This is a genomic window from Pedobacter riviphilus (assembly GCF_014692875.1).
Taxonomy (GTDB): Bacteria; Bacteroidota; Bacteroidia; order Sphingobacteriales; family Sphingobacteriaceae; genus Pedobacter; species Pedobacter riviphilus.
This window is the reverse complement of record NZ_CP061171.1, coordinates 1548543-1568668: the sequence shown is the minus strand read 5'-3', so window position 1 is coordinate 1568668 and position 20126 is coordinate 1548543. Positions and strand designations below refer to the sequence as shown.

At 37.6% G+C, this 20126-nt stretch carries 11 protein-coding genes and 2 pseudogenes; all 13 read right to left on the bottom strand.

Translation table 11 applies throughout. The features are described 5' to 3' along the window. Position 1: 1 nt before the first annotated feature. Positions 2 to 3067: a SusC/RagA family TonB-linked outer membrane protein gene (locus H9N25_RS06370; RefSeq protein ID WP_190328327.1), complete on the bottom strand. Its 3066-nt coding sequence runs from the start codon at positions 3065 to 3067 to the stop codon at positions 2 to 4. 271 nt (positions 3068 to 3338) lie between these two features. Continuing rightward, a complete protein-coding gene (locus H9N25_RS06365; RefSeq protein ID WP_190328326.1) occupies positions 3339 to 5174 on the bottom strand; it encodes a glycoside hydrolase family 35 protein in 1836 nt (611 codons plus the stop codon). Positions 5175 to 5285: 111 nt separating this feature from the next. Then, positions 5286 to 6407, bottom strand: coding sequence for a glycoside hydrolase family 43 protein (locus H9N25_RS06360; protein ID WP_223833629.1), 1122 nt, complete (start codon positions 6405 to 6407; stop codon positions 5286 to 5288). 76 nt (positions 6408 to 6483) lie between these two features. After that, on the bottom strand, positions 6484 to 7731 hold the full coding sequence (locus tag H9N25_RS06355; RefSeq protein ID WP_190328325.1) for a DUF2264 domain-containing protein: 1248 nt from the start codon (positions 7729 to 7731) through the stop codon (positions 6484 to 6486). 13 nt (positions 7732 to 7744) lie between these two features. Next, on the bottom strand, positions 7745 to 8878 hold the full coding sequence (locus H9N25_RS06350) for a glycoside hydrolase family 88/105 protein (RefSeq protein ID WP_190328324.1): 1134 nt from the start codon (positions 8876 to 8878) through the stop codon (positions 7745 to 7747). Continuing rightward, positions 8878 to 10982 (bottom strand): annotated as a pseudogene (locus H9N25_RS06345) (family 43 glycosylhydrolase). Before H9N25_RS06345 ends, H9N25_RS06350 begins: the two are co-directional and overlap by 1 nt. Positions 10983 to 11063: 81 nt before the next feature. Further along, positions 11064 to 12328, bottom strand: a pseudogene (locus H9N25_RS06340) (BNR repeat-containing protein). A 202-nt stretch (positions 12329 to 12530) separates the two neighbouring features. Then, positions 12531 to 16526, bottom strand: a complete 3996-nt coding sequence (locus H9N25_RS06335) for a two-component regulator propeller domain-containing protein (protein WP_190328323.1) — start codon at positions 16524 to 16526, stop codon at positions 12531 to 12533. 407 nt (positions 16527 to 16933) lie between these two features. Next, positions 16934 to 17470: a hypothetical protein gene (locus H9N25_RS06330; protein WP_190328322.1), complete on the bottom strand. Its 537-nt coding sequence runs from the start codon at positions 17468 to 17470 to the stop codon at positions 16934 to 16936. A gap of 757 nt (positions 17471 to 18227) precedes the next feature. Continuing rightward, positions 18228 to 18701 carry a 3'-5' exonuclease gene (locus H9N25_RS06325; protein ID WP_223833628.1) on the bottom strand — a complete coding sequence of 158 codons (474 nt, stop codon included), beginning with the start codon at positions 18699 to 18701 and terminating at the stop codon, positions 18228 to 18230. Positions 18702 to 18777: 76 nt separating this feature from the next. Continuing rightward, on the bottom strand, positions 18778 to 18990 hold the full coding sequence (locus H9N25_RS06320; protein WP_190328321.1) for a hypothetical protein: 213 nt from the start codon (positions 18988 to 18990) through the stop codon (positions 18778 to 18780). After that, on the bottom strand, positions 18975 to 19412 hold the full coding sequence (locus H9N25_RS06315; RefSeq protein WP_190328320.1) for a hypothetical protein: 438 nt from the start codon (positions 19410 to 19412) through the stop codon (positions 18975 to 18977). The genes H9N25_RS06320 and H9N25_RS06315 overlap by 16 nt, the downstream gene beginning before the upstream one ends. Before the next feature lie 133 nt (positions 19413 to 19545). Next, complete coding sequence (locus tag H9N25_RS06310; RefSeq protein WP_190328319.1) at positions 19546 to 20100, bottom strand: REP-associated tyrosine transposase; 555 nt, start codon at positions 20098 to 20100, stop codon at positions 19546 to 19548. Positions 20101 to 20126 lie beyond the last annotated feature (26 nt).

The following is a 20126-nucleotide window of genomic DNA, read 5'->3' as shown; positions in this document are numbered from 1 at the left end:
GTTAAAGTTTAATATTAATCCCCATGTTGATCGATCGCTGGATCGGATAGTTCCCATTGTAAACCTCAGGATCTACACGGTCGTAAGCGGAAAATGTTAGCAAATTGGTTCCATTGCCAAATACCCTGATGCTTTGTAATCCGATTTTCCTGGCCCAATGATTTGGTATAGTATAACCCACCTCAACATTTTTTAAGCGTGCATAATTACCAGAGTGCTGCCAGAAAGTAGAGGTCGCTTCGTTATTGATATTTGTACCTACCGATAGCCTTGGCATGGTTGCAGTAGCAGCTGTTTGAGGCGTCCAACGATCAAGATTCTGTTCCCATGCTTGTCCGAAACCGTTGTTCTGAAAAGCCCATTCCGTATTTCCATTCAGATAAATGGTACGGTTCATAGCTCCCTGTATTAATGCACTGAAATCAAATCCTTTAAACTGGAAGCCAAAATTTAAACCATAGTAGAACAATGGTTTAGCATTACCGATAGCTGTTTGATCCAACTGGTTGATGATGCCATCTCCGTTTAAATCGCGGTATTTAATATCACCGGGTTGTGCGGTATAACCTTCTAATTTAGCACTGCTGTTTACTTCAGCTGTATTTTGAAATAAACCATCGGCTACGTACCCATAGCGCTGACCAACAGCCTGTCCTGTTCTGGCCATCCAAGGAAATGGCTGATTCACTTCGTTTTGGTAAAGCACTTTCGATTGCTGTAAACCTCCAGTAGCTGCAACATAATAGTTAAAATCGTTAACTGTCTGCTGGAAATTCAATTTAAAATCCCAACCGGTATACCTGCTCTGACCTATGTTTTCCAATGGATAATTCTGCCCGATAAGCGCAGAATTTTTACCTCGCTGCATCAACAGATCATAATATTTATCTCGATAATACTCGGCAGTAAAACTCAGTTTATTATCTAAAATGGCACCTTGCAAGCCGACATTAAATTTATTCGCTTTCTCCCAGGTAATGTTCGGATTGGCCAAAGGTTGTTCGTAGATACTCGTATTTGAGCCTGGTGTTGAACCAAAATAAGTGGCCGTACCATCAAAATATCGTTGGATGTACACAAAATAGCCAGGATTATCATTTCCGGTTTTACCATAGGAACCATATAGCTTCAAGCTGTTTAACCATTTGCTATCTTTCAAAAAGTTTTCTTTGTTAATATTCCAGGCCAGGCCCATAGCTGGAAAAAATCCATATTTATAATTGCCCGATGGTGGATAATAATTTGAACCATTATATCCAAAAGCAACATCGGCAACGTATTTCTCATCGAAATTATACGATGCCTTGCCCGAAATTCCCTGAACCGTATAAGGAAGATCAGAACCTGTGAATGAATTGTCATGGTTGGCCAATAAAACTGCACTTATTCCATGTTGACCAAAATTGCGGTCATAACCAAGCGTTAGCTCTTCATAATCAGAGTGGCCTTGATAATTAATCCCAGTATAGTTATTTTGTGTACCAATGGTGCCATATTGTGTATAGGCTTTGGTAGTTGGATTATAGAAGAAACTTGCAAATGATTTATTCCTATAAGTGTTTTCTGATAATGTAGCATAAATTGATGCTTTAGCTTTTAACCAAAGTCCTTTTGTAATTTCATCGAATGTTCTTTTTAAGAATAGATCGGCTGATACATCTCTTTTATATGTCCCGATATAACCTGATGAAATGGCTTGCGCATAAATATTGTTCTGGTACGATGAAGTAGTACCAAAACTTCCATTCGGGTTATAAATAGGATAGGCATTGTTTGGCGTAGCATAAATGGAATTTAAAATAGATTGAGAACCATAACCAGGTTCGTTTCCATTTATCAAACGACCCATCAAATTAATGCCTGCTGAAAGTTTTTTATTTATCTGAAGATCTACATTAGAACGGATTACATAACTTTTGTAATTGTTGTCGGTATTATAGGTATTAAGATCGGATGTCCTGAAAAGTCCATTCTGATCTACATGTTCAACAGCTACAAAATATTTCCCAAAATCGTTTCCACCAGAAACGTTTAAGGTGTAATGGTTAAAACGTGAGCTAGGTTTGGTTACCAGATCGGCCCAATTTACATCAAAGTGGCCTTGTGGGTCACTTCCTGTTTGGTAGGCTTGTAGATCGGCAGCAGTATAAACTGGTGTTAAGCCATCATTTAATCTTGCTTCATTGTATAAAGTGGCATATTGAAATGAATTTAATGCTTGTGGAAGTTTAAGTGATTTTTGAAATGCTGTTTGTGCTGTAAATGAAATACTCTGTTTTGCCTTTGCTCCCCTTCTGGTGGTGATCAAAATAACACCACTTGCACCTTTTACGCCTAACATTGCGGTAGAAACAGCATCTTTTAATACCGTAATCGATTCGATCTCTTCCATATTGAAAATAGTAAGTGGTCTTGGTATACCATCTACAATAACGACTGGATTTTGCCCCCTTAACGACATGGTAACGGCATCAGAGCCTAGTGAACCCAGTGAGATTAGCGAAGCCGTTCCATCTGTTCGCCCCTCAGAACCCAATCTTCCAGAATTCTGATTGGTATATAAACCCGCCAAACGTCCTGTAATAGATGATTTAATAGATGTTACTGGAGTTTTAGTTAAATCTGTATTGTACACGACATCAGTTGCCATGGTAGAAAGCGACGGTTTAACAGTTTGGTCGTATAGTGTACGTATTGGCTTTAGTGAAGCAACGCCAGGGTTTTTGCTGCTTACCATAATCATGCTCTCGTTTTTCTTGATCTCGACTTTTAGCACGAGTGAATTTAAAGCATATACTTCAATCACATCGCCAGTGCTATAGCTCAATTGACCTATACCATTCATATCGGTAACAGCGCTGAATTTGTTCTTGGTATTAACCAGTTTAATGCCTACAAGTGGAAGCTGGTTTTCATCAACAAGGTAGAGGGATGGAGCTTTCTGCAGTGTATCAATATTCTGCTTAAAATTCAGGGCAAGTTTAGCTTCGTTAGAAGCGTTTGCCGGGATAATTTTAAGCAACAATAAAAACACAGCTGAAAATTTCAGTAGTAATTTTTTTTGCATGCTAAAGGATGGTTAGTTAAAAATTCTGCTCAGGTGAGCGGGTTTGTTTAATGGTTAATTAAAGGAAGTACTAGTTAAATACTTTTCAGTTTGTAGAGTAAAATGTTTAATAAAGTCATTTGTTTTTGCTCATATCCTGTTGTTTGGTTCTAACAAAGTAACCATTAAATTACCCCTCAATTGAGGGGTAATACAGTAATAAATAGGGGTTAAATTGTTACTTTTTGTTAAATTTCTGCCTTTAACCCCTATTTTTTGATTTTTTAAACGTTTAATCTACGTTTAATTTTTTAAGCGTATTTAAAATTGGTTGATCAATTGCTTTCAAAATATTTTGATCAGGTTTAATCAGTTCTAAAACGGCAATATCATTTTTACCTTTTTTTAACCACTCTTGAGGGATATAAAGTGTTTGCTGTGGACCAATTGCCCAGTACTTCCCTAAGTTATGTCCGTTAACCCATACTACTCCTTTTCCCCAATCAGTCATATCTAAATAAGTATCAGCAACGGTTGAAATCTGAAAGGATCCTTTCTGTAATGACGGTCCGTTTCCATTTGCTTTTGAAGGATTAGTAATGGTAATACTATCGTTGTTAAAAGGGAAACCATACATTGACCAGTTTTTAACCTCGGTACCATCAAAAGTTACTTGCTCGGTAATTCCTTTTTTATTTTCTAACAAATACTTTCCAAAATTTACCCGTCCCATATTCTCAACAAAAATATCAAGCTGTACCTCTCCTGCCGGAAGATCTAATGCTAATGTATTTTGGTTTAGCCTGCGGTCTAAAATCCCTATCCTTTTTTGATTGATAAAAATGAGGGCATAATCGCGCAATTGTTTAATCTGCAGTTCACCTTTTTTCCCTCCCTTAATGGTAGTGCGGTACAATACGTAACCATAATCTTGTTTAAGATCTTCGAAAGTTAAGGGCGTAATATTTTTTACAGCTTTTGGCAGTGCATTAAACAAAGCTACTTTACTCCCCAGTTTAAAAGGTGCAACTGCTATACTAGGTTTGGCAGCTGCTACTACTGGTAAGTTTTGCCCTTCCGGGAGGTGTTTTTCGATTACAGCCCTAAACTGCATAAATTTATCGGTAGCATTACCCGCTTCGTTTAAAGGTGCATCATAATCATAGCTACTGGTTTGTGGCTCGTAAGGTGAAATATCCTTGTAGTTAGCTCCATTCATAAAACCGCGGGTGGTACCTCCATGAAACATGTACATATTAATCGAAATACCTGCTGCCAGAACCGAATCTAACCTGTTTGTATATTGTTCTGCCGGAACAGTGTGGTGTGCCGTTCCCCACCAATCGAACCATGCAGGGTACCATTCTGCTATAAAATACGGCCCTTTGCCCTTATGATTCTCATTTACCAACTGCCTAATTTTTGCTGGATTATCAATCCCGTTTAGTGCCGGTAGTAATCCATCTAAATGTCCGTCCCTTACATCTGCTGCAGGATCGCAGGTATAAAGCAATCCATCAAAGCCAGCCTCAATAAACATTTTTCGATTGATATCTAAATAGCTTTTATCAGCAGCGTAAGAACCATATTCGTTCTCTACCTGCACCATAATGATGTTACCACCATGGTTAATCTGCAATGGGGCCAACTGTTTCCCTACTTCAACAATATATTTTTTATACTCTTCCAAATATTGTTTTTCGGTACTTCTTACCACAAGACCTTTTTCATTCTGAAGCCAATATGGATAACCACCGAACTCCCACTCCGCACAAACGTAAGGGCTTGGTCTTAAGATAACCCAAAGGCCTTCTTGCTGGGCGATTTTAACAAATTCGGCAATGTTGTTGTTCCCCGAAAAATCGAATTTTCCTTTTTGTGGTTCGTGCAGGTTCCAGAATACGTAGGTACCGATGGTGTTTAGGCCCATTGCTTTAGCCATCTTCATACGCGCCCTCCAGGCCTCTTTGGGCACGCGTGGATAATGCAGCTCACCAGAGATAATCTGAAATGGTTTGTCATCTAATAAAAAGTTTGTCTCTCCTAGTTTAAACGTATGTTTAGCTTGCTGGCCAAAGGCCGATAAGGAGAAACATATCGCCACTAACCATAGTAATTTTACTTTCATCTTTTAAAAGTTGTTTTGAAGACGATTGAAATTTTGGGCAAAAAAATCCCCATTTTGCGTATTTTTACGCAATCCATCATCCAGGTTTATATAAAAATTTTGCTTTTTTTCTTACTTTTTAAACACGCTCAGATCCCATTCGTCTGCCCAGTTTATCGAAATTTTATCGTTCTCAAATTTGATTGGCAGCCATAAATAACGGCCATCAATGGCGTTTTTTGGTTCCCATTTATCTGCCATAAAAATAAACTCTCCTTTTTTACCTGGTACAGGTAATACATGTGTACTCTGCCCGCCATAGGTTAGCTTAGCTCCTTCGCCCTGGCAGGGATTCCCCATGTAAGTCCAAGGCCCCCAAATGGAGTTTGCTTTGAACCATCTTGCCGGATTTGGTGCCCAGCCTGTACAGCCCGAACCAATCATGTAGTAAATTCCGTTTTTCTTAAACAAAGCCGGTGCTTCTGTTTGTTGCCCCACATAAATTCTGATAAATTTTCCGGTATGCCCTAAATAATCGGGGGTTAACTCAGCCAAATGCAGCGTAAAATTCTCTTCTGAAGAGAATACATGATAGGCTTTTCCATCATCATCTACAAAAACGGTCATATCTCTTGCCATTTGCCCGCCAGGTAAATCCCTACAGAAAAAGCCATCACTTTTATTGGCGGGTTGCTGGCAGTTTACCATATCTTTTTCTGCTGTTTCTGCCGGATAGAAAGGCATTTTCTCCGGATTTGGGCGATAACTTCTGATAAAAGTATATGGCCCGGTTGGACGGTCGGCCACTGCAACACCCGATCTTGCTGCCGCATAACCCTTGCCTAAAAGCTCTAAGTGAAACCACATTACAAACTTTTTGGTTTTCTTGTTGTACACCACTTTCGGACGCTCTAGAATAGCACCTTTGGCAATATCACTTTTCAGATCTTCGGAAACCGGAAGCGCAATGCCTTCATCTTTCCAATTGTATAAATCTTTCGATGAATAGCAATGCACACCTACTTGTGCGGTGTTTCCTTTTTCGCCTTCAATTTTATGCTCACCAAACCAATAATAAACTCCTTTATATTCAACGATTCCGCCACCATGAGCATTGATGTGAACACCTTTATCGTCCTTCCAAATTTTACCCGGGGTAAAAGAAGTATAAGTTTGCTGTGCAGAAACATAACTGGTTAAGCTCAAACTAAAGGCGATAAATCCTAAAACAAAACTGATTCTCTTATTCATCATTTAATCAAATAATTTTTTAACGTTATAAAGACGATAATTTACTTACATCTTTTTTAATTGTATAGCTAGCTGCTATTTATTTTAAACTGGCACTGTGATCGTTTTCAAAATTCTCACCGCTCCAGATCTTTTGCGCACTCCATTTTTCAGCAGGATTGGCCCAAAAAGGATCACCTTCTGGCAAACCTAAAGGCAAAAAGATATTCGATGCAATGTATGGACTACCCTGGTTGTTATAGAAATCGCCAAGATTTGGCTGATCACCATACAAACCAATGGTTAACCAACCGTTTTTATAAGTGCTTGGACTCTCTAAAGTTTTTTTGATTACAGCGGTTAATGCGCAACGTACCTGCGCCGGACTTAACTGTTTTGGTAATGCTTTTCTCCAGGCCATATCGGCTAAATGATGAAATGCAGCACCACGGTAAATAATAGAGCGACCGGTTGCAGGATAAGTACCATCAGCATTGATTAATCTTTCCTGAATAATGGCATATCGTTCATTACGCTTTTTAACCTTTTCGAACATTTCTTTATAACTGTTCGTTTTAGTACCAATAATATTGACCAAGGTAGCCAGATAAGGATGGATAACATAACTATTGTAATAATCGAAGGCAAAAGATGTTCCATCCGTGTACATTCCATCACCTGTGTACCATTGTTCCATTTGTTGCAGGGCATAATCAACACGCATAGGATCCCAATTATATCCAAACCTGGCCAGAAAGGCTTCGTTCATGGCTGAAAATAATAACCAGTTAGAAAAAACAGGTTTGAATCTCCTGGTTGTCACAATAGATTGCATCATCAGTTCCTGGTTTTTCTTATCCAGGTTTTCCCAAAGCCACGGTGCGCGTACCAAAGCCAACGCGATATAAGAAGCATCTACCAGTTGCTGCCCACCGATATCGAAAGTCATAAAATCTTTGGCATTAGAATCCAATGCATTTTTTAATCCTTTAATAGCCCACTCGCGGTATTGTTTCCTTAAAGCCACTTCTTCTGCCGAACCTCCCTCTAGCTGTAACCACGGTGCAATACCGCTTAAAACTCTACCCAAAACCTCAACATACTGTACTTTAATACGATGTTCTTTATTATCAATATGGATAGAAGTGACTTTTGGCATTGCAATACGTAGGCTGTCTTTAGCCAGATTATACAAAACTGGTTTTACCATCTTGTCCATCTGCTGCAACCAAAACTGCCGATCGCTTAACGCTACATTTTTTGGGGTTTTACTCTTTTTTTGAGCAAAAGCAGTTCCTCCAATCAATATAATGAGTAAAGTTGTAATGTAGATATTTCTTAATTTCATTTAGTGTTAAAATTTAATTTTTGTTTGATAAATGGCGATACATCTCACATCCAGCCAATAAAAATGCACCTACACCAAAATTTGCTGTAGAATTTACATCAACCACCTGGCCAGGGATAGCTTTCTCACCTATTGGCTGTACATATCCCAGTTTACCATTAGGTTGTAATGCGATTTTAGTTAAATATGTCCACGCGTTTTGTGCCGCTGATAAATAGCTTTTTTCTTTTAAATAACCATTGTTTATCCCCCATAACAAACCATAAGTAAAAAAGGCTGTCCCGCTTGTTTCAGGTCCTGGCGCGTGTTGCGGATCGAGGATACTTCTCGTCCAATATCCTTCTGCCTGGTGGCTTTTAACAATTGCTTTGGCCATATTCCGATATTTTGTTAGGTATTCGTTACGGTGTGGGTCTGAAAGTGGCAGATCTTTTAACACTTTCGCCAAACCTGCAAACACCCAACCATCTCCCCTTGCCCAAAAATCTTTTTTGCCATTTACACTCTTGTGTTTAGGATAAACGTATTTAGCATCTCGGTAATAAAGTTTTTCCTTTTTATCGTACATAATGCTGTTGGCATACATAAAATATTCGTATAGTTTATCCAGGTATTTTTGGTCGCCACTTACTTTATAAAGTTTGGTCATAACAGGCATTACCATGTACAAACCATCGGCCCACCACCAATAATCATTATTGGGTGTACTCATTTCGTATTGCATTACCTCTTTTGCCCTTGCAATTTTATATTCTTCAGGTTTTAAGTGGTATAAATCGATATAGGTTTGAAAGCAGATCTGCCAATCGCCAAATAGCACATGTTCATCCGTTTCGCCATATTTATATTTCCAGTTGGATTTATCAGTTGATTTTGCACCCATCCATTGGTTATGAACGGCCCAATCTTCTGAATATTTACGGTAAGCTTCGTTTTTGGTAATGCTGTAAACTTCCATATTTCCGGTATGGTAAGCAGCATGATCCCAAAAAGCACGTACTTCGGGTTTATTGTTGCTTTGCCAGTAGGTATTTGCACGGTCGATCATTTCGAGCACTTCCTCTTTTGAAGTTGAAGTTTGTGCATTTACAGCTGTACAGCTAAAAAACAACAATAAGAAAAATGCTTGATACAATTTTAAATTCATTAGTGTATTGGTTTAATGCCTTTTACAGTTGGTATTACAGGTTTAATGGTTCCATCAGTATTAAATTCCATCTTATCGATGCAAACTTCACGGTTGTAGCCAGCAGCATTTCCCATAGAGATTCCCTTTGGTCGGGTAAAACGATGGTAAACCATATACCATTCATCTTTTCCGTTAACTTTAATTACGCTGTTGTGCCCAGTTCCGTAAATACCTTGTGCTACATCTTTTGCCAGAATCAGATTATTTTCTGGAATAGTTATTTTTCCTGTAGGTGAGTCAGAAAAACCATATCTTACTCTGTAATTCTCGCTTCGGGTATCATCTTCCGACCATAAGAAGTAATACTTTCCATTACGGTAAAAAACTTCGGTACCTTCTCTAAAGCTTTTATCTGGAGTTATCATCTTAATCGCATTGGTATCAATCGAAATCATATCATCATTTAGTGGTGCAACAGCCATGTAGCCATTCCCCCAGTACAAATAACTTTTGTTGGTTTTAGGATCGTTAAATACATCTGGATCAATCTCCTGACCATCTTTTATTCCTTTTGGTTTGCTCGCAATTAAAGCCCTTCCACTATCCTTAAACGGTCCGGCCGGATGATCAGCAATAGCAACACCAATTTTCTGTGCAGCGGTAAAATAATAGTAATACTTATATACTCCATTTACTTTCTTTTCGATAATGGTAGGTGCCCAGGCATTCCTTTTCCCCATGAAACATCTTTTTCAAGGTCTAATATTTTCCCTTCATCTTTCCAGTTAACCAGGTCGGTTGATGAAAAACTCTTAAAATATGTACCGCTCCAGTTATTAAAACCATCACTGGTTGGATAGATATAATACTTTGAAGTTTTATTGGAATATAAAATTTCAGGGTCGGCATAATAGCCTTTTAGCACTGGGTTATTGGCTACTTCAACGCTAACCTCGTAGGTTTTAACTTGCTTACCGGGAATGTTCACCTTAATTTTTACTAGGCCTTTAGTAAAATTTAATTTTCCTTTTGGTGCGATACTGATTTGATTAAAGGTATTAAACTGCGGATCAAAAGCCTTTAGATCTGTACCATAATTTACAGGTAGATAAAGTCTCTTTTTCACACTATCCAGAACAACGTTATTTTGGTTGATTGCCTTATTTTTTGCGGTGTATAGAACAGACTCGACTGTATACCACTGTTTAAGCAACCGGCTTAACTCTTGCTGATTAATCGGCAAAATAGTTCCATGCCTAGGATGAAAATCCATTGTAACATCTTGATCTACTAGACTGAAATTTGCCAGGTCTTTGCTTTTGGTAAACTGGTAACGGCCTTTCATATATACATCATACATCAGAATATACTCATCACTATGATTCAACTTAAAAACGCCCGCACCTTCTACCGCTTCTTTGGTCTGCTGCAGGTATTTATCCTGTAGTACGTAACCTTCTGTTAGTTGATTAGAAACTGCTTTTTTAATGCCATTGCCATTACCTTCTGTTTTAAAGAACAGATTGTATTTCCCTTTATCGTAAATAATGTCGCCATCAATACAAGAGCCATTGGTAGGACTAAAAAATAGTTGCTTCGGAGTAGTCTCTAAGTCGGTAAAATCAGCGTTTGCATAAGCATAATAGATTTTATCAGGGTCATCGCCATGCTTCATCGACCAATAAACCATATATTTTTTGACCGTTTTATCGTAAATGGTCTGCGGCGCCCAAACGCGTAACAGATTTTCGTTATTTGGAAAACGTTTTTGAATATTAACAACTGCCGATGTCCAATGGATCAGATCATTTGATTTAAGCAATACCATTGCCCTGTTCGAGTTCCAGCCATTGGCCGAAACCATATCTGTTGCTACCATGTAAAAAGTTTTGCCATCTTCGCCGCGCAAAATATGTGGATCGCGTATACCACCAGTACTGCTGATCTTTTCTGAAGAAATAATTGGATTATTATTGTTTAATGCTTTGTAATGGTATCCATCGGTGCTCACCGCAAAACGTATCGCCTCTTCTGCTTTACTGTTTCCGGTAAAATAAGCAAATAAATAAGCTGTATTTTCTTGAGCGATCTTAGCTGTTTTTTTGTTTTGTGCCTTTACCATATTTATTGATAACAAGAACAAAACAGCAAGTAAAGAAAGGCTATATTTTATAATAAGATGTTTCATTTTAAGGTTAATTCGCTATTTATTTTTTGGTTTCCAATCTAAGGCCTGTACAATTGTCGGTGCCTGGTTAGCCTTTCCTTCTCCGTCTACCTGAGTAACATGCTGCAGAAAAAGGCTCAAAATTCCTTTGCTTTTCCAAAGCTCAGTATCGTAAGTGGGCTCCCAATCGCCAACGCTTTTTTGAGTAAGGTCTTTAATCTTCCAATTTCCTGATCCAAGCTGATCGTTCAACGCGATTGAAACTTTGTTACCTCGTTCAGCATCTCTAAACAACAATCCTGCGGCATAATGTTTCCCATTTGGCCAAACGATAATCTGTGGCCGCGAAATCGGAATCTGTTTGGTACCTCCTCCACTTAAACTAAAAGCTGTTTTTCTAAAATTAAGGTTGCTTACTTCCCAACGGTTATCCGTTTTAAAAACCAAGTGATATTGCGGTATGGTTTCATTCATATCTCGCCAATAACCAGCAATAAATACATTACCCTTGGCGTCAGCAAACATTGACGTTTGGTTGATGAGCTCACTTTTTTGCTGAATTTTAAGTGCATATTCTGCATTAGCGGCAGTAATGGGAAGGCTATATTTTTCATTGGTAGATTTTAACCAGGTTAAACCTCCATCAGTAGATTTAGCATAACATAAATCATGGTTACTGGCTACATCAGGGCTTTCGCGCCACACCCACGATAAATGGATGGTTCCAGCCTGATCTACTGCAACCTGCCAATATGCATTTCGTTCACCTTCGCCATTAATCATTCCATCCTGCACACGTGTCCACTTTTTGGTCTTCAGGCTATAACGGTTTATCATCAGGTTTCCATTTCCAGAGCCACCATCGCGGTAAAAAACAGTAAATCGCCATTTGTCAACTTATAAAATTCAGGGTAACTGACTTTATTTTCCTTTGCAGAAAGCATAACGGCCTTATCTCCTAAGGTTAACGAACCTGCTGAAACCGATTTAGCATAATTTAAATTGTTGTTATGCTGGCCCCAAACAATATGTAGGAAACCATCGCCATCTATCATGATGCTAATTGACTTATGGGCATCGGTTGCATCACCTTTATAGGCCGTAGTAACTAATGTCCAGCGGCTTGACCCAATTTTACGTTTGGCTAATACCACATTTTGTTCATCATCATAATAAGCGGCGTACTGGCTACCTTTAAAACTAATTAAAGAATTTTTACGGAAAATAACAGTATTTACTGAGTTATTAGCCCAGCCATTACTGGCAATGGTACTCAGTTGCGTTTCTTGCGCAACACTCATCAGGGTGATGCCGATGAATGTGCAGATTAGAAATATACTTTTATTTAGTGATTGATACATTATATGGTTTAGGCTGCTCAGTCGCTTACACTTGGTAAAGCCGAAGTACCGAAATTTTTAAACTTTATACAGGGGGCTAAATCACACTTTGCAGGGGGCGTTTTAAGATAAATGCCTTTAAAAGCCTAAATTAGGGTAACTTTTATGTTGTAGCATTAATATTATAGTATTTATGAAAACTTTTCCTGTGTTTCTTAATAAACTCAGAAGGTGTTAGTTTAAACAACTTTTGAAACTGCTCTCTAAAATATTTACTATCATTTATTCCCACTCTAAAAGCAGCTTCGTTAATATTTAAATTGGTATTAATTAACAACTCGGCAGCCTTTCTTAACCTGATGAAACGGATAAAACCATTTATCGATTGGCCTGAAGTGGCTTTGATCCTTTTGTAGAGATTAGAATGACTCATTCCAAGGTCAGATGCCAGTGTTTTTACATTAAAGCTGTCTTCCATCAGGTTTTCTTCAATAATCATAATGCATTTTTGAAGAAAGCCCTTATCTTCTTGTGATACTTTATGGGCATCACTTTTTAAGGTTATTTCATTGTAGAAATAAGACTGAAGATTGGTCCTGTTTTTAATAATGCTATTAATTTTGGCCGTAAAGAGTTCTTTATCGAATGGTTTACCTATAAAATCGTAGGCACCAACTTCAATTCCTTTAAGTTTTATCTCCGGACTAGGGTCGCCAGTTAACAGAATTACCGGAATATGGCTTAGGGCAGAATCGTCTTTAATCGCCTTACAGAGTTCGATACCGTTAAGGCCATCCATATTTACATCAGATATAACGATATCAGGCAAATATTCTTTACAGAGTTTTAGTCCATCTGTACCATTTTCGGCCTTGTAAATTTTGAAATTATCCTGAAAAATGTGCTTGATGTAATCGATAATTTCGGGGTTATCATCAATAACCAAAATCGAGTGCAAATCTGAGATGAGCAATTCGAGGTTGCCCACATTCTCGGCATCGTTATTTTCTGCTTCTTCCTCTTGTGCAATGAGCTCGTTTACGTAGGTTAACTCGTTCTGGAAAACACCGCTTTGTTGCAAGTTTGGTTCCCCAACCGGAATATCGATCAAAAATATGGTGCCCATCCCCTGATTGGAGCGGAACGAAATTTTACCCTTGTGCAATTCTACAAAGTTTTTGGCCAGATAAAGCCCAATGCCAAACCCCATCTTTAACGATTCGTTTGACATCACCTTATAAAACTTATCGAACAATTTTTCACCCACATCTACAGGTATGCCTGGACCACTATCACTCACCTCAATATGCACCCGCATACCGATGGTTTTAACACTAAATTTCACAAAACCACCTTTTGGAGTAAACTTAAGTGCATTAGAGAGCAGGTTAAAAAAAACAATTTCGAGTTTATCCTTATCGGCATAAATATCCAGGTCTTCTTCTTCGCACTCAAAAGTATATTCGATGTGGTTCTGCTTTGCCAAATAATTAAAGCAGAGAAAAATCTCGTTGGTAAATCTGTACAGGTTGATCCTTACAATTTTTAAGGTATCATTCTCACTTTCAGTCTTTCTAAATAGCAATAACTGATCTACCAGGCTTAATAAACGTCTCGAATTGCGATAAACTACATTTAAATCGTTTTTTTCAGGCCCTGGGTCTTTTTTATGGATAATATCTTTAATCGGATTAACGATTAAGGTTAACGGCGTTCTCAGCTCGTGCGAAATATTGGTAAAAAAACTTAATTTTTTCTCATTCAGGTCCTTTTCACGCTCCATTTTAAGGTTGGTAATCTCCACCTCGTGTTTTAACCTTCTCTGGCGGTTACGATAGGTTTGAAAAAGATAAAATAATGACGATCCTAGAATGAGGTAAATGGTATAAGCCCACCAGGTACGGTACCAAGGTGGTAAAATCTTAATGATTACTATTTTTTCATTGTTGCTCCAGGCACCTTCGGTATCGGTACTTTTAATGTGCAGTTTATACTCGCCCTCATTTAACCTTGAGTAATAGGCTGTACTTAATTTGTTTACATAATTCCAGTCTCTGTCCCAACCTTCCAGGTAATAGGCGTAAGAAATCTGATCCTGAAAAGAGAATTCTATAGCTGCATAATCAATAGAAATCACTGCAGCATTAAATGGGATTTCGATACGTGCTAAATTAACAATAGAAATATCGTTATAACTCGAATCCTGATCGAGCGGGATATTATTGATCCTAAAATCAGTCAGCACCATTTTAGGTATCCTTTTATTTTTCTTGATGCTATCGGGCGAAAACAAGTTAAAACCACCAATTCCACCAAATAAAAAATCACCATTGGTAAGCTTTAATGCTGCATTATAATTGAATTGATTGCTCTGTAAACCATCAGTAGCAAAATAGTTTTTAAAATTATGGTGCGTAACATCAAATTTCGATAAGCCATTGTAGGTACTGCACCACAAATTACCTTTTGTATCCTGAAGGATATTAAGCACCGAATTACTGGGCAATCCATCACTCTGGATATATCGCTTTATTTTTTTGGTTTCGGGGTCAAAAAGCAATAAACCTCCACCCTCTGTGCCGATCCATATTTGATGATTAAAATCTTCCTGAATGGCCCTAATGGCAAAGTTGATCTTCGTATAACGATGTCTCTTGTTTATTGGATCTATTTCAATCAGTTCGGTATAATTACCTGCCCAAAGTCTGCCTTTCGAATCCTGGAACAAGCTATGAATATCCTTTAATTTATGGTCGAAAAGTTCAAATTTATCAGCGCTTTTATTATAACGATACAATGCGCCGCCTTTTGTGGTGCCTACCCAAATATTTTGTTGTTTATCTTGATAAAGCTTCCAAATATTAATGTCATCGATACCTTTAAAAGTATTATAACAGTTATAGTGAACAAATTTTCCGGTTGTTTTATTAAAACGATCTATCCCTCCGCTAAAACTGGCCACCCAAACGTTGTGATCTGCATCGTTTAAAATACTGGTCACAAAATTACTGGTTAAAGAGTTTGGATCGCTGGTTTTAGCATAATTAGCAAAAGTGTTCTGCTTTCGGTTCCAAACACTTAAGCCACCCCCATCAGTCCCAATCCAAATATTTTTATTCTCATCTTCACAAAAGGAGAGTACAAAGTTGTTAATTAAGGAATTACTTTTTAATGGATCATGTTTAATGGTGGTAAACTGCTCATTTTCCGGATCAATGATATTAACCCCACCTCGTAAGGTCGCAATCCACTTTCTGGATTCGCGGTCTTCGTAAACCTGTGCAATAGAATTACTGCTCAATAAACCTTTTTCTTTTCCTGCAGACAGGTAATCTGTTTTTTGATTTTTTGTGTCATAAACGGTAATCCCTCCCCCATCAGTCGAAATCCAGAGCTTTTGTTTCCGATCAAACAGCAAACTCATAATATTCTCATTACTTAAATGCTGGTCAAATTTGGTAAGAATACTTTTTGCTTTATCGAACTTAAAAAGTCCCCGCTCTGTTCCAACCCAAAGCATTTGGTTAGTACCTTTTGTAATGCTAGTTACCGAACGTACCGCAGTGGTTACTAAACGGAGTGTATTTTTATCACTGTCATACCTACAAAGCCCTACATCTTTTATAAAAAGCCAAAGGTTTTGATCTTCATCTATATATAAAGCTTTTACAGTAAAATCGAAATTTTTCCCATATGGTATCCGTTCTGCAGCACCACTATTCTTTTTGAGCATGAACAGGCCTTTTTCTTCAGTAGCCACATAAACAACTAAAGCTTGACTTATTGCAATGGAATTAATAGCATAGCTTACCTCATTTTTTCTGCCTTTATCCAGATAAATCAATTGATGAAACTTGGAATCAGCATAATCATAATATGAGATGCCCTTTTGTGTACCTACCCAAACCCTGTTATTCGCATCTCCATTCAGTACGGTAATATGGTTATTTACCAATGAATGTTCATCTCCCCATCCATTCCTGAAAACCTTAAAGTGATAGCCATCGTAACGGTTTAATCCGTCATAGGTACCCATCCACATAAACCCGAAATGATCTAGATACAAGGAATTTACCACATTGTTAGACAGACCACTTTCTACCCCCAAGTATTTAAGGGGAACAGCTGGAGACTGGGCAAAACAAATACCTGCACCCATACATAAAAAGAGTATGAAGCAGGCCGTTTTTTTTTGAATAAGGAACATAGAGAAAACAGTACCGTAGTATTACTTGGTACGAAACGAATATACATATTTTCCTAAAACTCAGCTAAGCACTATTGCTTAGGATTAAATAGCAAAAACAGTATAACTTCTCATACGCTTAATGCCTGTTCAAAACATGAATAAACTATAGTAAACCAAAAATAGATGATTGTAGCAAGTAGGGGCTTACTTAGATTTGAAAAAATAAAATATATTTCTGGTTTAAATTGTCACACGCGGCACGCGTGCGCCAGCGAGGGGGGGGTAAAAAATAAGCTGGTTGGGCGCCCCTCCTAAATTAGGAGGGGTATTTTCCCTCATAGCTGTATAAGTTAAATGGCCAATTAAAATTTGAACGGTTATAGTGTAGCTGCTAAACCGATAGTTTCATCACATTCATCACACTCAACAGACTTACACCAGGCATCGCAGTCTGACAGCCAATCATAAATCATTTTATATGCGGTAGTAATTTCGGCAGAAAATTTTAAGGTTGCACCTTCAAAATCATCATCCTGAAAGATGTAGGCATTTAATCCAACATATAATAGTTCAGAAAGATGCTCCACATCAAATTTGCCAACAGCTTGTAGGTGATAACCCAGGTTTATGGCATAACGCTGAAAGGTTTCTTCATTGGCCAAAAGTTTTGTTTTGGTAAGCAGGCTGATGATATTATTTACATCATAAAGGGCGTTGGCAATAGTAATGGGTTTGTGTTTGCCAGAGCGCGGATCGGGCCCGATAGCTGCGCTAAGCATTTCAGTAAGGAATTGATTCACATCCGATAAACTAATCATATCGAAATAGGTTTCCATCAGTTTCCTGAATTCTGTTACAGCTGCTACCTCATTTGGGAGCTGTGTGCTTGGGTTTTTACAATTGTCGTTTAGCATAACATTGATAAAAAGATCCTGAGACGCTGCTAAACGACAATTAACTCTTTACAGAGAAAATATAGATGCGGGACTACCGCTCGTCTCAGGAATATTGTTAAAAATTGAATTGCTTACTTAATTGCTTCTCTTGTTAAGATTAGTAAAATATGTTAATTATCATTTAGCATAGGCAAGATAAATACAATAAATCAATCTACAAAATATTTTTGCTCAGATAAGGCATAAATGAAGGTAGTTCAGAACTTGCAGTTGATGGTTCAGAATTTGCAGTTAACAGTTCTATCAGCGCAGTTAACAACATTATAGTTGCAGTTGTTAGGTTTATGCTTGCAGTTGATAGTTCTATACTTTCAGTTCATAGTTCTGATCTTGCAGTTCACAACTCTATACTTGCAGTTCATAGTTCTATACTTGCAGTTCATAGTTCTATACTTGCAGTCGATAGTTCTATCAGCGCAGTTAATAACATTATACTAGCAGTTCGCAGTTCTATAAACGCAGTTAGCAACTTTATCGGAGAGGTAGGCAACTTTATTAATGCAGTCGATAGTTCTATACTTGCAGTCGATAGTTCTGTCAGCGCAGTTAATAACATTATACTTGCAGTTGGTAGGTTTATGCTTGCAGTTAACAGTTATATCAGCGCAGTTAACAACATATATACTTATTAAGATCAATAATGATAGCACAAGTCATCCAGCCCCGCTAGCCTCGACACTAAGACTTGCGCTAGTAGGGAGTAGTAAAAGAATAATTAATTATTTAAAATCCAGTTTAAAATTTTTGCAATATTAAAGGCATCATCTATTCCACGGTGGTGGGTACCTTTTAATGGGATCTGCAACATTTTAAGTGCACCAGCCATGCCTTCTTCATTTCCTAATTTGTTTTTTAAGGCAAACAAAGTTTTAACATTTATATGCGATGGCCCAAACGGAAATCCTACACCCATTGCCGAACACTGACGTTGAAATTGCTTTAAATCGTAAGCGCCAAAACTTGCCCATACCCTTTTCTGGGATATATATTCTTTTCTTAATACGGAACAGGCCTCTTTAAATGATATTCCATCCTTAACAACCATTTCTGGTGTAATGGTGGTAAGTCCGGTACAGAAAGGACTGATAATAGACCGTTCCGGGTTGACCAAAATCCCTTTGTTGTCTGTTATCTCTCCAGTTTGTATATCCAGTAAACAGATACCAATTTCTATAATATCGCTTTCCATACCCGCAGGGGTGCTCCTTCCCAACAGGTAGATTCCACATCAATGATAATTATTTTATCTAATAGATTTGGCATAGTTAAATAGTTGGTGTATTAGGTAAAAAAGGATAGGCAGAATGATAATAAGGATGCTCATTCCATGGAAAAAAACTGTCCTGAATCATTGGTTCTTCTGTGAATTGTTGTAAATCAAGCGCGGCATAATAACCAAATCGATCTTCATGATCTGTTATAGTTATTATACTACCATCATTATCATAAGTAAAAGTAAAAATTATATCATCTCCCAAATAGTAACTTTTAAATGATCTATCCAGTAACTGATTGGTTTGGAGATCAAAACCACATGAAAAGATGACTCTCCCCTGACGTCTAAAGTATGTTTACCTATATGCATTAAAACACCTTCTTTTGAATATACTTCTTCATCCCAAATACTAAAGTCTCCGAAACTTTGTTTGTTAAAACTTATATTACAATTTTGATTTTTATCAGCATCGGTGAATTTATTAAGTATTTCCTGCTTATTCTCGCTATTGCTCAAATAGTATGAAATTGTAGTGCGTGAACCATTTTTTATTTTAATTTTAGACTCAATCATTTTTATTTGATCATCTACAAAAGTTATTTTATCAAAATAATCTAAATTTTGTACTTGCTGAGAGGTAATTAAGTTACCCGCAATATTTTTATATCTTATTTGTACGCTCATTTTATATTAAAATTTAAATGGAAGCTCAGGAAAATTATCAAAACGATTTTCACCCTTTAACAAAACTGCAAAACCCATTCTGGCGCAAGTCTTAGCGTCCCGGCCCTAAGCAGCGGCCCGACTTGTGCCGTGGTTAAACCAATAGATCAATTCCAAACAATCCTTTCCCTCCTTCGTAATCTATAGCACTACAGTATAAATAGTCTGAGGCATTTGCCACCAAGCCAGCCTCAACCGGATTATTATGCAGATAATTAATCCGTTCTTCGAACATATTCGAATAAGGATCTAATTCAATGGGATGATTATCCTGCCGCCAAAACTGAAAGTTTTTATTATTGCTGTTTTGTTGCCCGGCTTTAGCAAACAAGTAAAGCATCCATTCTTTTCTGCTTTCAATCGAACAGTCTTTTATTTCCTTTAAGATCCTAACTGCTGAATACTTCTTTAAATCGCGCATAATGTTAGCCAATAAATATCCCTCTCTGCTACTCACAATTAAATGTACATGGTTGCTCATAATTACCCAGGCATGCAGATTAAGGCCTTTTTCTTTTCTACAATAAGTTAAACTTTCCAGTAGGAGGTCTCTGTAAACCGTACGTGTAAAAACATCAATCCAGCCCACAACTGCAAAAGAAACAAAGTATATTGCTGTTGAATCATGAAACTTATATTTTATACTCATGATTAAAGATAAATGATTACAAGAGA